This window comes from Streptomyces sclerotialus (assembly GCF_040907265.1).
In the GTDB taxonomy this organism is placed as follows: domain Bacteria; phylum Actinomycetota; class Actinomycetes; order Streptomycetales; family Streptomycetaceae; genus Streptomyces; species Streptomyces sclerotialus.
Genome location: NZ_JBFOHP010000002.1, coordinates 1,408,416 through 1,422,693, shown reverse-complemented (window position 1 = coordinate 1,422,693; position 14,278 = coordinate 1,408,416). Strand labels below are relative to the sequence as shown.

General features: G+C 73.4%; 10 protein-coding genes and 2 pseudogenes. 10 read left to right on the top strand and 2 right to left on the bottom strand.

Annotated elements, in window-relative coordinates:
• Positions 1–265: 265 nt before the first annotated feature.
• Together AAC944_RS06295 and AAC944_RS06290 are read left to right on the top strand one after the other, a co-directional pair.
• Positions 266–2,452, top strand: a complete 2,187-nt coding sequence (locus AAC944_RS06295) for a serine/threonine-protein kinase (protein ID WP_030624090.1) — start codon at positions 266–268, stop codon at positions 2,450–2,452.
• A gap of 185 nt (positions 2,453–2,637) precedes the next feature.
• A complete protein-coding gene (locus AAC944_RS06290; RefSeq protein WP_030624092.1) occupies positions 2,638–4,191 on the top strand; it encodes a phytoene desaturase family protein in 1,554 nt (517 codons plus the stop codon).
• Between the two features lie 14 nt (positions 4,192–4,205).
• Here AAC944_RS06290 and AAC944_RS06285 read toward each other — a convergent pair whose 3' ends face one another.
• Positions 4,206–4,946 carry an HAD family hydrolase gene (locus AAC944_RS06285; protein WP_368396938.1) on the bottom strand — a complete coding sequence of 247 codons (741 nt, stop codon included), beginning with the start codon at positions 4,944–4,946 and terminating at the stop codon, positions 4,206–4,208.
• Positions 4,947–5,034: 88 nt separating this feature from the next.
• Here AAC944_RS06285 and AAC944_RS36485 point away from each other — a divergent pair.
• The 4 genes and pseudogenes from AAC944_RS36485 to AAC944_RS06270 form a co-directional block, all read left to right on the top strand.
• Positions 5,035–5,127: pseudogene (locus AAC944_RS36485) on the top strand (nitronate monooxygenase); the annotation flags it as partial.
• A gap of 2 nt (positions 5,128–5,129) precedes the next feature.
• A pseudogene (locus AAC944_RS06280) lies at positions 5,130–5,732 on the top strand (AMP-binding protein); the annotation flags it as partial.
• Between the two features lie 280 nt (positions 5,733–6,012).
• Positions 6,013–7,557, top strand: a complete 1,545-nt coding sequence (locus tag AAC944_RS06275; RefSeq protein ID WP_030624099.1) for an acyl-CoA synthetase — start codon at positions 6,013–6,015, stop codon at positions 7,555–7,557.
• Positions 7,558–7,736: 179 nt separating this feature from the next.
• Entirely contained in the window at positions 7,737–8,537 is an 801-nt protein-coding gene (locus tag AAC944_RS06270) for a VOC family protein (protein WP_030624102.1), read from the top strand.
• A gap of 137 nt (positions 8,538–8,674) precedes the next feature.
• Here the strand turns inward: AAC944_RS06270 and paaK are convergent, their stop codons facing one another.
• Complete coding sequence (gene paaK, locus AAC944_RS06265; protein ID WP_368396937.1) at positions 8,675–10,015, bottom strand: phenylacetate--CoA ligase PaaK; 1,341 nt, start codon at positions 10,013–10,015, stop codon at positions 8,675–8,677.
• Positions 10,016–10,190: 175 nt separating this feature from the next.
• Between paaK and AAC944_RS06260 the strand changes: the two genes are divergently transcribed.
• The 4 genes from AAC944_RS06260 to AAC944_RS06245 all read left to right on the top strand — a co-directional run bounded on the left by AAC944_RS06260 (position 10,191) and on the right by AAC944_RS06245 (position 14,232).
• Positions 10,191–10,889, top strand: coding sequence for an alpha/beta fold hydrolase (locus AAC944_RS06260; RefSeq protein WP_030624108.1), 699 nt, complete (start codon positions 10,191–10,193; stop codon positions 10,887–10,889).
• Positions 10,890–10,997: 108 nt separating this feature from the next.
• A complete protein-coding gene (locus AAC944_RS06255) occupies positions 10,998–11,708 on the top strand; it encodes a chorismate mutase (protein ID WP_368396935.1) in 711 nt (236 codons plus the stop codon).
• 222 nt (positions 11,709–11,930) lie between these two features.
• A complete protein-coding gene (locus AAC944_RS06250; protein ID WP_051872404.1) occupies positions 11,931–12,707 on the top strand; it encodes a DeoR/GlpR family DNA-binding transcription regulator in 777 nt (258 codons plus the stop codon).
• 82 nt (positions 12,708–12,789) lie between these two features.
• Positions 12,790–14,232, top strand: coding sequence for a four-carbon acid sugar kinase family protein (locus tag AAC944_RS06245; RefSeq protein ID WP_063760037.1), 1,443 nt, complete (start codon positions 12,790–12,792; stop codon positions 14,230–14,232).
• Positions 14,233–14,278: the final 46 nt, after the last annotated feature.

Below are 14,278 nucleotides of genomic sequence, written 5' to 3'. Positions count from 1 at the left end.
CCCCGCGTGCGCAGATGATCCCGTATGCGCGCTGCTGTGGCAGCAGGTGGCCTCCATGGCGTACGAGGTGCTCCCCTCGTATGCGCACGAGCTGTACGGCAGTCCGGTGCCGCTGCCGGAACACGTCCTCCGCGCGGTGGCCGGACTCGGACCCGGCACCCGCCCGTCGGCCTACAAGCCGTGCCGCCCGGCCGCCATACTGAGGGCTCACGGTGCTCAGGGGGAGCCACGGGGCTGACAACGGGGACGGGGGCGGCGGCAGGCGATGGGGGAGAGCAGGCTGATCCACGGCCGTTACCGGCTGATCGATCTGATCGGACGCGGGGGCATGGGGGAGGTGTGGCGGGCCCGGGACGAGTCCCTGGGCCGCCGGGTCGCGGTCAAGTGCCTCAAGCCGCTGGGGCAGCAGCAGGACCCGTCGTTCATGCGCGTGCTGCGCGAGCGGTTCCGCCGCGAGGCGCGGGTGGCAGCGGGCCTGCAGCACCGCGGCATCACCGTCGTGCACGACTTCGGCGAGGACGACGGCATTCTGTACATCGTCATGGAGCTGCTGGACGGGCGTAATCTCAGCCAGCTTCTGGAGGACAACCGCCGGGACCCGCTGCCCGTACCGGACTTCGTCGACATCGCCGACCAGGTGTCGGCGGCGCTCGCGTACACGCACGAGCAGGCGGTCGTGCACCGGGACCTGAAGCCGGCGAACATCGTCCGGATAGCGGACGGTACGGTGAAGATCTGCGACTTCGGCATCGCCCGGCTCGGCCACGACATCGGCTTCACCGCCCGGCTCACCGGCACCGGCGTCGCCATGGGTACGCCGCACTACATGTCGCCCGAACAGATCGCGGGCGGCACCATCGACCACCGCAGCGACCTGTACTCCCTGGGCTGCGTGCTGTACGAACTGGCCACGGGCGTGCCGCCGTTCGAGTTCGACGACGCCTGGGCGGTGCTCGTCGGCCACCGCGACACCGCACCCCAGCCGCTCCGCAAGCGCCGCCCGGACCTCCCCGAGCCCTATGAGCGCATCGTCCTCGACCTGCTCGCCAAGGACCCCGACGACCGCCCGCGTGACGCCGCGGAACTGGGCAAGCGCCTCGCCACCGCCCGCGCCCCGCAGCAGGCCGCCACCGGGCTGCCCGCCTGGACCGCCGGCACGCGTCTCGGAGCCGGCGCGCGCTCGGCCCGTACGCTCCGCACACCGGCCCGCGGCACCGTCGGCGAACTGACCGGCTCCTGGACCATCGGCTTCGAGGCCCACCGGCCCGACAGCACCCCGCCCGCCCTGGAGCGCCCCACCCCCTCGCCCGCGACGCTCGCGGCCCTCGCCGGACGGCACAACGCCGGGCTGAGCCTGGGCCGGCTCGGACGCTGGGAGGAGGCGGGCGAGGTGCACCGCGCGGTCGCCGCCGAACGGGAGCACGTTCTCGGACCCGACCACGCCGACACCCTCGCCAGCCGCTTCGAGGTGGCCTTCACCCTGGCGCGCTCGGGCCGGTTCGCCGACGCGCTGCGCGAGTACGAGACGGTGGCCGCCGGCCGCGAGCGGACGCTCGGCGCCGAGCACGCCGACACGCTCGCCGCCCGCCAGGAGACGGCGTACGTACTCGGCCGCCTCGGGCGCCACTTCGAAGCGCATCAGGTGTACACCTCCGTCGCCGCGGCGCGGGACCGCACGATGGGCGCCGACCACCCCGACACGCTGCGCTGCCGCCACAACCTCGCCTACAACCTCGGCCGGCTGGGCCGCCTGGAGGACTCCTACGAGATGGCGCGCGAGGTCGCCGCCGCGCGCGCCCGGGTGCTCGGCGAGCACCACCCCGACACCCTTGTCACGCGTCACGAGGTCGCGTACACCCTCGGCCGGCTGGGCCGCTGGCCCGAAGCGCTGCGCATGTACAAAGAGGTGGCCGCGGCGCGCGCCCAGGCGCTCGGCCCGGAGCACCCCGATACGCTCGCCGCGACGTACGAGGTCGGGATAAGCCTCGGCCGGCTGGGCCGCAGTGCGGAGGCCCTGCAGCTCTACCGGGAGCTGGTGGCGGCCCGCACGGAGGCGCAGGGGGCGGAGGACCCCGAGACGCTGCGCGCCCGGCACGGCCTCGGTGTCAACCTCGGGCGGCTCGGGCGCTGGGAGGACGCGCTGGCCGAGGCGCGCGAGGTGTGCGCGCTGCGCGAGAAGGTGCTCGGCCCGGACCACCCGGACACGCTCGTCAGCCGCCGTGAGATCGCCGTGGGGCTGGGCTGGCTGGCTCGCTGGAGCGAGGCGCTGTCCGTCTACCGGCAGGTCGCGGAGGCGCGGGAGCGGGTGTTCGGGCCCGACCACCCCGACGCGCTGGCCAGCCGTACCGACGAGGCGCACTGTCTGGAACAGCTCGGCCGTGCGGCCGAGGCGGTCGGCCTGTACCGCCGGGTGGCGGCTCTGCGGCAGCGCCGGGGGCCGCACGCGCACTGAGGCGCACGGGCGCGGGGACTACGACGGCAAGGAGGTCCGGTTCGCGCGGTGCGAGTGCCCGGCGGGTGACGTACGGGCGCCTGCCGGGTGTCCGGAGACGGTCGGAACGGAGCGCTGCAGGACGCGTCCGACCGGAGGGAGGCAGACCTCTGGCCGGTAGTGATCGCTCCGTGCTACCAAGAGGCATGCCGGAACGGACGTCCTACGACGTGATCATTGTCGGCGGCGGGCACAACGGCCTCGTCGCCGCCGCCTATCTCGCCCGCGCCGGGCGCAGCGTGCTCGTACTGGAACGGCTCGGCCACACCGGTGGCGCAGCCGTCTCCACCAGGGCCTTCGCCGGGATCGACGCCCGGCTCTCGCGCTACTCCTACCTCGTCAGCCTGCTGCCCCCGAAGATCGTCCAGGATCTCGGGCTGCGCTTCGCCGTCCGGAAGCGCACCGTCTCCTCGTACACGCCCACCGACCGTGAAGGGCGGCCCACCGGGCTCCTCGTGGGCGGGGATACCGCCCGTACCCGTGCCGCCTTCAAAGTGCTGACCGGCTCGGACCGTGAGTACGAGGCCTGGGAGCGCTTCTACGGGGCGACGGCGCGGGTCGCCGAGCGGGTCTTCCCCACCCTCACCGAGCCGCTGCCCACCCGGGCGGAGCTGCGCGCCCGCATCGACGACGAGGACGCCTGGCAGGCGCTGTTCGAACGGCCGATCGGCGAGACCATCGAGAAGACGTTCGCCGACGACCTCGTACGCGGCGTCGTCCTCACCGACGGCCTGATCGGCACCTTCGCCGCCGCGCACGACGAGACGCTGCGCCAGAACCGCTGCTTCCTGTACCACGTCATCGGCGGCGGCACCGGCGACTGGGACGTACCGCTCGGCGGCATGGGCGCGCTCACCGACGCGCTGGCCCGCGCCGCCCGGCAGGCCGGCGCCGAGATCGCCACCGGCCACGAGGTGACACGGCTGGCCACGGACGGCAAGACGGCCGAAGTGACGTGCGAACAGGGCACGTTCGCCGCCCGTCAGGTGCTGGTGAACGCCTCCCCCGAGGCGCTGGCCGGGCTCCTCGGAGAGCAGCCGCCGGAGCCGGCCGAAGGCGCCCAGCTCAAGGTCAACATGCTGCTGACGCGCCTGCCGCGCCTCCGGGACGAGAGCGTCGACCCGCGCGAGGCGTTCTCCGGCACCTTCCACGTCGCGGAGGGGTACGAGCAGCTGGAGACGGCCTACCAGCAGGCCGCGGCCGGTCAACTCCCCGCGGCGCCGCCCAGCGAGATCTACTGCCACTCGCTCACCGACCCGTCCGTCCTCGCCCCCGACCTCGTACGCCAGGGCTACCAGACGCTCACCCTCTTCGGGCTGCACACCCCGGCGCGCCTGTTCGCGGCCGACAACGACACGGCGCGGGAACGTCTCCTCCGGGCCACCGTCGAACAGCTCGACGCGCACCTCGCCGAGCCGCTGGCCGACTGCCTGGCCCACGATGCCGACGGCCGTCCGTGCATCGAGGCGAAGACCCCGCTCGACCTGGAACGCGACCTCCGCCTCCCGGGCGGCAACATCTTCCACGGTGACCTGTCGTTCCCGTACGCGGACGGCCACGAGGACGACAGCCCCGCCGCCCGCTGGGGGGTGGCCACCGCGCACCCGAACGTCCTCCTGTGCGGCGCGGGCGCGCCGCGAGGCGGCGGCGTCAGCGGCATCCCGGGACACAACGCGGCGATGGCGGCCCTGGAGAGCTGAACGCGGCAGGGAGGTCAACGACGGGACGCGAGGGCCAGGCCCAGCACCGCGTCCAGGCCGCGGACCGCTCCCGGCGCCGCCCCCGCCGGGAGCACGTACGACCGCAGGCCGCTGCCCGCCGCGCCGCCGTCCTTGGCCGGGTGGTCCCCGACCATCAGCGTCTCGGCGGGCTCCACGGCCAGCTGTCGGCAGGCGTAACCGAACAGCGCCGGGTCGGGCTTCTCCGTGCCGTGCTCGTACGAATGCACCCACACGGAGAAGTACCGGTCCAGCCCGTGGCGGGCGAAGGTCGGGCGCAGGTCCCAGCCGACGTCGCTGACCACGCCGAGAGGTATGCCCTGCTGCGTGAGGGCCTCCAGGGTCTCCGCGGCGTCCGCGTACGGGCGCCAGTGCTCCGGGGAGCGCAGCTGCTCGTACAGCGCCTCCGCGACCGGCGCGAGGGCCGGGACGGACGCGTACCAGGTCGTGAAGGCGTGCCGGTGGGCCGCGGCGGAGACGTCCCGGCCCCGCTGGGCCGCCACGACCGCGGGGTGCGCCAGCCCGGCCTCCAGCCCGGTCAGCAGGGCGTCCATCGCGGTCTCGCTCACGGCCTGGCCCAGGGCGGCCCGGATGCGGTCCGCGTAGGGGGCGATCTGGAAGAGCGTGCCCGAGAAGTCGAAGAGCGCGGCGCGGACCGGCGCGGGCCGCAGCGGGCCGTCCGCGGCGCGCAGCGGGCCTTCGGGCCCGCAGACAGGAACGGGAGTCAGGGAAGTCATGCGAGGGACCCTGCCCCGGCCACAACAAAACTGACGTGGCGTCGGGAAAACTCTTCCTTCGTGCGGTGGGCTGCGGCATCCCGCGCGCATGCAGACGGAGCTGAGCAGCACGCTGGGTGTCGAACACGCCGTCTCCGGGTGCACGCCGTTCCCCGCCGTGGCCGCGGCGATCAGCCGGGCCACCGCCTCGTCCACGGGCTGCGCGCCGCCGGGCTGCGCCGCGGCGACGCGTTCGCCGTCGTGCTGCCCAACGGAGTGGAGTTCTTCACCGCCTACCTCGCCGCCGCCCAGGCCGGGTTCTACCTCGTGCCCGTCAACCACCACCTCGTCGGCCCGGAGATCGCCTGGACCGTCGCCGACTCCGGTGCCGAGGTACTGATCGCGCACGAGCGGTTCGGTGCCGCGGCCCGCGCCGCCGCCGACGAAGCCGGACTGCCCGCTGAACGCCGCTACGCGGCCGGTACGGCCGACGGTTTCCGCCCGTACGCGGAACTCCTCGACGGGCAGCCGGAGACGCCGCCTGACGGCCGCGCACTCGGCTGGGCCATGAACTACACCTCGGGCACCACCGGACGCCCACGAGGCATCCGCCGCCCACTGCCCGGCAAGCCCCCCGAGGAGACCCACCTCGGCGGCTTCCTCGGCATCTTCGGCATCAGGCCCTTCGACGACAACGTGCACCTCGTGTGCTCGCCGCTCTGCCACACCGCCGTCCTGCAGTTCTCGGGAGCCTCCCTGCACATCGGCCACCGGCTCGTCCTGATGGACCGCTGGACACTGCAAGAGGGAGGGCCGCACACCGGGCGAAGAACCGGCCGCCGAGATACTGGCCCACTGCGCCACCCGGCCGGCCGGATACAAACGCCCCAAGAGCGTCGGCTTCATCGTCACCATGCCACGCCACCCCAACGGCAAGCTCTACAAGAGGCGGCTGCGCGCACCGTACTGGGAGGGCCGCGCACGCGCGGTCTGAGACGCGGCGCGGCGGCCGGTGCCCCGGAGGCCGCCGCGCCGTTCCGGTGCCGTCTCCCTTGACCCGGGCGGAGGCCGGGCACAGGATCGCGCCATGGCTGGAGTGCGGAGCAGTACGGTCGACGGAATGCTGCGGCGGAGCGCCCGGCGGGTACCGGAGCGGACGGCGGTGCGGTACGCCGAACGCTCCTGGACCTACCGGGAACTGGACGAGGCGGTCACCGCCGCGGCCCGGCTGCTCCTCGGCGAGGGACTGCGCCCCGGCGACCGGGTCGGCTCGTACGGGCACAACTCCGACGCCTACCTGATCGGCTTCCTCGCCTGCGCCCGCGCCGGCCTCGTCCACGTCCCCGTCAACCACCACCTCACGGGCGACGACCTCCGGTACATCGTCGAACAGTCCGGCAGCTCCCTGGTCCTCACCGACCCCGACCTCGCCCACGAACTCCCCGCCGGCGCCACCGCCCTGCCACTGCGCGACGCCGGCGACGGACTGCTCGCCCGACTGGACCGGCTGCGTACGGACCCCGCAGCGCTGGCCGCACTCCCACCGCTCGGGGACGTCGACGGGGAGTCCCTCGTCCAGCTGCTCTACACCTCGGGCACCACCGCGCTCCCCAAGGGCGCGATGATGACCCACCGCGCCCTCGTGCACGAGTACGTCAGCGCCATCACGGCCCTGGACCTGACCGAGAACGACCGGCCGCTGCACTCCCTGCCGCTCTACCACTCCGCCCAGATGCACGTCTTCCTGCTGCCCTATCTGGCCGTGGGCGCGGAGAACACCATTCTGGACGCGCCCGCCGCCGACACCGTCTTCGAACTGGTGGGCGCGGGCCGTGCGGACAGCCTCTTCGCGCCGCCCACGGTGTGGATCGGCCTCTCCCAGCACCCCGACTTCGCGGCGCGCGACCTCACGGGGCTGCGCAAGGCGTACTACGGGGCGTCGATCATGCCCGTACCCGTACTGGAACGGCTCCGCGGCCGCCTGCCGGGACTCGCCTTCTACAACTGCTTCGGCCAGAGCGAGATCGGCCCGCTGGCCACCGTGCTGGGACCCGACGAGCACGAAGGCCGGATGGACTCCTGCGGACGCCCCGTGCTCTTCGTGGAGGCACGCGTCGTCGACGAGGAGGGCCGCGACGTACCCGACGGCACGCCCGGCGAGGTCGTCTACCGCTCACCGCAGCTGTGCGAGGGGTACTGGGAGAAGCCGGAGGAGACCGAGGCGGCCTTCAGGGACGGCTGGTTCCGCTCCGGCGACCTGGCCGTACGCGACCCCGAGGGATACCTCACGGTCGTCGACCGGGTGAAGGACGTCATCAACTCCGGCGGCGTGCTGGTCGCCTCCCGGCAGGTCGAGGACGTGCTCTACGAACACCCGAAGGTCGCCGAGGTCGCCGTCATCGGCCTGCCGGACGACCGGTGGATCGAGGCGGTCACGGCGGTGGTCGTCGCGAAACCGGACGCGGGCGAGGTGGGGGAGCAGGAGCTGATCGACGCCGCCCGCACCCGGCTGCCCGCCTTCAAGACGCCCAAGCGGATCGTCTTCGTCCCGGAACTGCCGCGCAACGCCAGCGGCAAGATCCTCAAGCGCGAACTGCGGGACCGGCTGGGACGCGGCAGCAAGCGGCGCTGAGAAGCGGCGGCATGCCGCCTGAGCTGCGGTGACGTGCTGTTGCGGGGCGACTGTCAGTGGTGCCTGCCATGCTGAGAACAGCTCAGGAAAACACGGTGGTGCGGGCCGTACTCGGCCGGCGGCCGAACACCGCCACGACAGCAGTTCACCAGCTTCGCCTCACACCGAAGGACCTGCTCATGCTCTCGACCAAGTACGTACCGGGCGCGCCGAACTGGCTCGACCTCGGCGTTCCCGACGTGGACGCGGCCGTCGCCTTCTACAGCGAGGTCCTCGGCTGGACCTTCGAGTCCCTGGGGCCGGACGCCGGGGGCTACGGCTTCTTCCGGCTGGACGGCCGGACCGTCGCCGCGATCGGCCCGCTGGTCGAGGAAGGCGCCGCCCCGTCCTGGACGCTGTACTTCCACACACCGGACGCGGACGGCACCGCCAAGGCCGTGGAGGCGGCCGGCGGCACGGTCCGCGCCGAACCGATGGACGTCTTCACCGCGGGCCGGCTGGCCGCGTTCACCGACCCCACCGGTGCGCAGTTCGCGGTCTGGCAGCCCGGCGAGGTGAAGGGGCTGGAGGTCGTGATGGAGTCCAACGCCCTGTGCTGGACCGAGCTGTACACCACCGACGCCGCGACGGCCAAGGACTTCTACGGCTCGGTGTTCTCCTGGCAGTACCAGGACCTGCCGATGGGCGAGGCGGGCGCCTACACCGTCGTCGTCCCGGCGGGCGTCGCGGCCTCGCCCGCGTTCGGCCAGGGCGGCATCATGCAGCTGCCCCAGGAGAACCTCGACCGCGGCTCGACCTCCGAGTGGCATCCGTACTTCGGTGTGGACGACTGTGACGCCACGGCCGCGGCGGCCACGGAGCGCGGCGCGACGACCCTCATCCCGCCGGTCGACGCGGAGGGAGTCGGCCGCCTGGCGATGTTCCGCGACCCGTACGGCGCCACCTTCGCGATCATCAAGGGAGAGCCGCCCACCAGCTGAGGGACGACAGAGGAAGGACCGGCGATCGCAGGGGGAGGGGGCGGGGGGAGGGGAGGGGCCCCGAGGCAAGCCGGGATCCAGGAGCCGGGAGCCCCTCCCCGGCCAGGCGCCCCCGAGGAGGCTGGAGCCTCTTCCGGTCAGGCCTCCCGGAGGTCGACGATGCGCTTGATCTTGCCGACCGAGCGCTCCAGCGTCTCCGGGTCGACGATCTCCACGGCCACGGTGACACCGATGCCGTCCTTCACGGCGCGGGCGATCCGTTCCACGGCGGTCGCGCGCTGCTCGGGGGTGGCATCGGTGCGGGCCTCGGCACGTACGGTCAGCTGGTCCAGTCGTCCCTCGCGGGTCAGCCGCAGCTGGAAGTGCGGGGCGACCCCGGCAGTACGCAGCACGATCTCCTCGATCTGGGAGGGAAAGAGGTTCACTCCGCGCAGGATGATCATGTCGTCGCAGCGTCCGGTGACCTTCGCCATCCGGCGGAAGGCGGGGCGCGCGGTGCCGGGCAGCAGCCGGGTGAGGTCGCGGGTGCGGTACCGGACGACCGGCATGGCCTCCTTGGTCAGTGAGGTGAAGACCAGTTCGCCGTCCGCTCCGTCGGGCAGCGCCTCACCGGTGACCGGGTCGACGACCTCGGGGAAGAAGTGGTCCTCCCAGATGTGCAGCCCGTCCTTGGTCTCCACGCACTCCTGCGCGACGCCGGGTCCCATCACCTCCGACAGGCCGTATATGTCCACCGCGTCCAGGGCGAAGCGCTCCTCGATCTCGCGGCGCATCTCCTCCGTCCACGGCTCGGCGCCGAACACACCCACCTGGAGGGAGGTCGTCCGCGGATCGATGCCCTGGCGCTCGAACTCGTCGAGGAGGGTGAGCATGTACGAGGGCGTCACCATGATGATCTCAGGGCGGAAGTCCTGGATGATCTGCACCTGCCGGGCGGTCATACCACCGGACGCCGGAATCACCGTGCAGCCCAGCCGCTCGGCGCCGTAGTGCGCGCCGAGCCCGCCGGTGAACAGGCCGTACCCGTACGCCACATGCACTTTGTGGCCGGCACGCGCACCCGCGGCGCGGAGCGAACGGGCCACCACACCGGCCCAGACGGACAGGTCGCGCTCCGTGTAGCCGACGACGGTCGGGCGGCCCGTCGTACCGCTGGACGCGTGGATGCGCCGTACGTCGGGCTCCGGTACCGCGAACATCCCGAAGGGATAGCCGGCGCGTAGGTCGTCCTTGTGGGTGAAGGGGTAGCGGGTGAGGTCGGAGAGGGTGCGGCAGTCCTCTGGGCGCACGCCGGCCGCGTCGAACGACGCACGGTAGAAGGGGACGTGGTCGTACGCGTGCCGCAGCGTGGCCCGCAGCCGTTCGAGCTGGAGGGCGCGCAGCTCCTCGCGCGTGAGCCGTTCGGCGTCGTCGTACGCCTCCGGAGCCCTCGTCCTCGTCCTCGGTCGCACCCTCGGCCCGTCCGGCGTTTCTGCCATGCGCCTGCACCGCCCTGTCACGTACTGCCCTGTCCCGCACCGGTCGACAGCACATCCCGCACCGGCCGACCGGGCGCCGACCGATCATTCGGTGGCCGATGCCGGGAACAAGTAATCAGCGCGCGGCGAACACGTCAAGGGTCTCGAAGCGTGCCGTCGTGGGTACCTTCGGCCCATGGCGGACGTACAGAAGGTGCAGGTGGACGGGGTCGAGCTGGCGTACCGGACGTGGGGCGAGGCGGACGCGCCCCCGGCCGTGCTGCTGCACGGTCTCGGCGAGGACGGTGAGGACTGGCGCGGCGTCGTGGGGCAGTTGGCGACAACCCGCCGGGTGTACGCACTGGACCAGCGGGGCCACGGGAAGAGCGACTGGCCCGGCGAGTACGGCTTCGAGCGGTGGCGGGACGACGCGATCGGCTTCCTCCGTGAGCTGCGGCTGGACGAGGTCACGCTCATCGGTCACTCCCTGGGGGCGGTGACCGCCTTCCTGCTGGCCGCCGAGCGGCCCGAACTGGTGGCACGGCTGGTGCTGGAGGAGGCGGCCCCGCCGCTGCCGGCCGACCCGCCGCAGGAGGTGCCCGAGGCGCCGCCCGGGCCGCCGATGTTCGACTGGGCGGCGAAGGCGGCCGTGGTGGCGGAGCGGAACGCGCCGGATCCGGGGTGGTGGGACGGGCTCGCACGGATCACCGCGCCCACGCTCGTGATCGGCGGCGGTTCCGACAGTCACATTCCGCAGGAGCACCTGGCCCGTATGGCGGAGCTGATCCCGCGTGCCGAACTGGTGACGATCGACGGCGCCGGCCACCTCGTCCACGAGGAGCGGCCGCGTGAATTCCTCGACGCGGTGCAGGGGTTCCTGGTGCGCGAAGGGTGACGGGACGGTGCGGGACGGTGCAAGGGCCGGATCCTGCACCGGTAGCCGTAGCAGTCGTTGATCGAGTAGAACGGGGCGTTACGCGAGACCGACCGAGAAGGGTGCCCCGTGCCTTCCAGTACCTCCGCCCGCCGTGGTCCGCTGCGGCGCGTCCTCGTCCGCCGCGCGGTGGTCACGGCTGCCGCCGCGACCGTCCTGTTCACCGGAGCGCCCGGCGCGGTCGCGGCCCCGAAGGCCCATGCGACGCCGAAGGTCCACGCGGCCCCGGCGGCCGAGGCGGCCTCTCCTGCCGCCCCGTCCGCCGCGCGCCCGGGGTCGTCCGCCGCGCGTCCGGGGTCGTACGCTGCGCTCCGGCCCCTCGCCGAGCTGTCCGCCGAACGGCTGGCCACCGCCGACCTGGTCGCGGCGGCCAAGTGGGGCACCGGCAGCCCCATCGACGACCCGGCGCGCGAGGAGCAGGTGCTCGACGCGGTGGCTCAGCGGGCGCGCGAACTGGGCGCGGACCCCGCACGCACGGTCGCCGTCTTTCGCGATCAGATCGAGGCGAACAAGATTGTGCAGCGTGGGCTGCACCGCCGCTGGGCCGCCGATCCGGCGGAAGCGCCCACCACCCGTCCCGACCTCACCGAGGTCCGCAAGGAGATCAACCGCATCAACGAAGGCCTGGTGCGTGCCATCGCCGGCTCCTCGGCCGCCCGTACCGCCCCGTCCTGCGGCCCCGTCCTGACCGTGGCCGCGGCCCGTGCCGTACGGGACGCGCACCTGGACGCGCTGCACACGGTCGCGCTGGCTCGCGCCCTGCGCTCCGCCTGCGGGTAGCGGGAGTCCCCCGGCGACCACGGTGGCGACGAACGACGAAGCACGAGCACCGGCGCGGCACCACGGTTGCTAGTCTCGAAGTTGCGCGATGTGCGCAACTTCGGGGCTTCGGCCGCGGCGTCACGATGACCGGGCGGCGGCTCGGTACGGAGGGGAGCGGCGGCCCGGTACGTAGTCGAGCGGTGGCTCCCGTGGGACGCGTGACGGGGTGTGGAGGGGCAGTTGACGAACCGGGAACGGGCGGGGACGCGGGAGCGGCGGCGTCGCATGGTGGAGCTGCTGGGGGAAGGTGACGTCAGCGTCCACCGGCTGGCGGCGGAGTTCGGCGTCTCCCTGTCGACCGTACGGAGGGACCTGGCCGGCCTCGCCCATGAGGGGCGCATCACCCGTACGTACGGCGGGGCCGTCGACCACCGCGTACCGGAGCGGTCCTGGCGCGACAAGGAAGGCGTGCGGCGGGCCGAGAAGGCGGCGATCGCGCGGGCGGCGGCGGAGCTGGTGCGGCCGGGCGACGTCGTGCTGCTGGACGCCGGTACGACCGTGGCCGGCGTCGCGCACGAGCTGCGCGACCGTACCGACGTCACCCTCGTCACCAACGGGCTCTCCACGCTGCTGGAACTGGCCGACGCCGCGGTGGAGCTGGTCGTCCTGGGCGGCAGGCTGCGCCGGCCCAACGAGGCGCTGCTCGGCACCCGTACGCTGCGCGAGCTGCGCGGCATCACACCGGACCTGGTCTTCCTCGGCGTCGACGGGCTGGACCCGCGGCGCGGCATCAACTGTCCCGACCACGAACAGGCCGCCCTCAAGGAGGCGATGGCCGAGTGCGCCCGGGACGCGTGGGTCCTCGCCGACGACTCGAAGCTGGGCACCGGGCCCGCCGCCTTCCCCTACTGGGCCGCACTGCCTCCTGGTACCGGGCTGTTGACCACGGCCGGTACGGAGGCGCTCGCGGCGTACGAAGAGGAGCGCTGGAACGTCTCGGCCGTGCACATGTATTGACGGGCCCGCTCTCGGTGGCCAACGCTGAAGTGACGCAAACGCGCATCTCTTGATGCGCGGTTCGCTCGCTTCAGGAGGTGCCGTGCCGCAGGTACTCGTCGTCGGGGACGACCTCACCGGGAGCAACGCCACCGGCGCGCTGTACGCCAGGCTCGGGCTGCGCACGGTCACCGTCAGCACCCTCGACCAGGTACGCCGCTTCGCCGACCGGGCCGACGTCCTCGTCGTCAACACCGGCTCCCGGCACTGGCCGGCGGAGCGCGCGTACGACGCCGTCCGGGCCGTGGTCGAGGCCGCCGGGCCGGTACCCCTCGTCGTCAAGCGGGTGGACACCACGCTGCGCGGCAACCCGGGACGCGAGACCGACGCCGTACTCGACGCCATGGCCGCCTCCGAGGCGTCCCCGGGGCCGGCAGCGGCAGGCCGCACCGCAGCCGCTCTCCGTCAGGCACTCAGCCAGGCTCCCGGCCCAGTTCCCAGCCCGGTTTCCGGCCCCGCTCCCGGCCCGCTCCCCCGGCCGGAGCCGCGGGTGCTCGCCGTTCCCGCCTTCCCCGCGGCCGGCCGGACCACCGTCGGCGGCCTGCACCTGGTCGACGGTGTGCCGCTCACCCGTACCCCCGTGGCCCGCGACCCCTTCGACCCCGTACGCCACTCCCGCGTGGCCGCGCTGCTCGGCGCCCAGACCGCCCGGACGACGGCCGAACTCCCGCTGGACATCGTCGAAGGGGGCGCCGACCAGGTCGTCGCGGCACTGCGCGCGGCCGACGCCGACATCGTGATCTGCGACGCCACCGAGAACGCCCACCTGCACACCATCGCCGCGGCGGCCGCACGGGTCGCCGCCGAGGACGGCGCGCGGTGGGCCGTACTGGACTCCGGCCCGTTCGGCGCCGCCTACAGCGCGGCGCTCGGCATCAGGCCACAGGGCGCCGAACCACCCCGGGTCCTCGCGGTGGTCGGCAGCATCACCGAGCGCACCGCGACGCAGCTCGCCCGCGCGGAAACCGCGCTGGGCGCCGTCTGGTGCGACCTCGACCCCGAGCATCCGGACCCGGAACAGGCGTTGAGCGCGCTGCGGGCCGCGGCGCAACGAGGCGCGACCGTACTCGGCGTACGGGTCGCGACGGGTCCCGCACGCCCCGAACCGAACGCGCACACCGCCGGACGCATCCTGCGCGCCCTGGCCGAGACCACCCGGCGGGCGGTCACCGAACTGCGGCCGGGCGGGCTGTACGCGTCCGGCGGTGACGTAGCGGCGGCCGTGACCGCGGCGCTGGGCGCCGACGGCTTCGCCATCGAGGCCGAGGTGCTGCCGCTCGCCGTCGCCGGGCACCTGGTGGGCGGGCCGCACGACGGCCTCCACTTCGCCACGAAGGGGGGCCTGATCGGCGGCCCGGACGCGGCCCGCGACTGCCTGGACCACCTGCGCGTGGCGTGCACCCGCGATGCGCTGCGGGGCCGGGAGCGGGAGGCGGGGCGGCGGGAGCGGGCCCCTGCACCTGCGAGTCCCTCGGTTCACCTGTGAATCCATCCATCCACCTGCGTCTTCGTCATCCCTTCACCTGTGAGGT

Coding starts and splice junctions, on each gene's coding strand:
- AAC944_RS06295 (WP_030624090.1), top strand. CDS start 266: ATGGGGGAGAGCAGGCTGATCCACGGCCGTTACCGGCTGATCGATCTG.
- AAC944_RS06290 (WP_030624092.1), top strand. CDS start 2,638: ATGCCGGAACGGACGTCCTACGACGTGATCATTGTCGGCGGCGGGCAC.
- AAC944_RS06285 (WP_368396938.1), bottom strand. CDS start 4,946: ATGACTTCCCTGACTCCCGTTCCTGTCTGCGGGCCCGAAGGCCCGCTG.
- AAC944_RS06275 (WP_030624099.1), top strand. CDS start 6,013: ATGGCTGGAGTGCGGAGCAGTACGGTCGACGGAATGCTGCGGCGGAGC.
- AAC944_RS06270 (WP_030624102.1), top strand. CDS start 7,737: ATGCTCTCGACCAAGTACGTACCGGGCGCGCCGAACTGGCTCGACCTC.
- paaK (WP_368396937.1), bottom strand. CDS start 10,015: ATGGCAGAAACGCCGGACGGGCCGAGGGTGCGACCGAGGACGAGGACG.
- AAC944_RS06260 (WP_030624108.1), top strand. CDS start 10,191: ATGGCGGACGTACAGAAGGTGCAGGTGGACGGGGTCGAGCTGGCGTAC.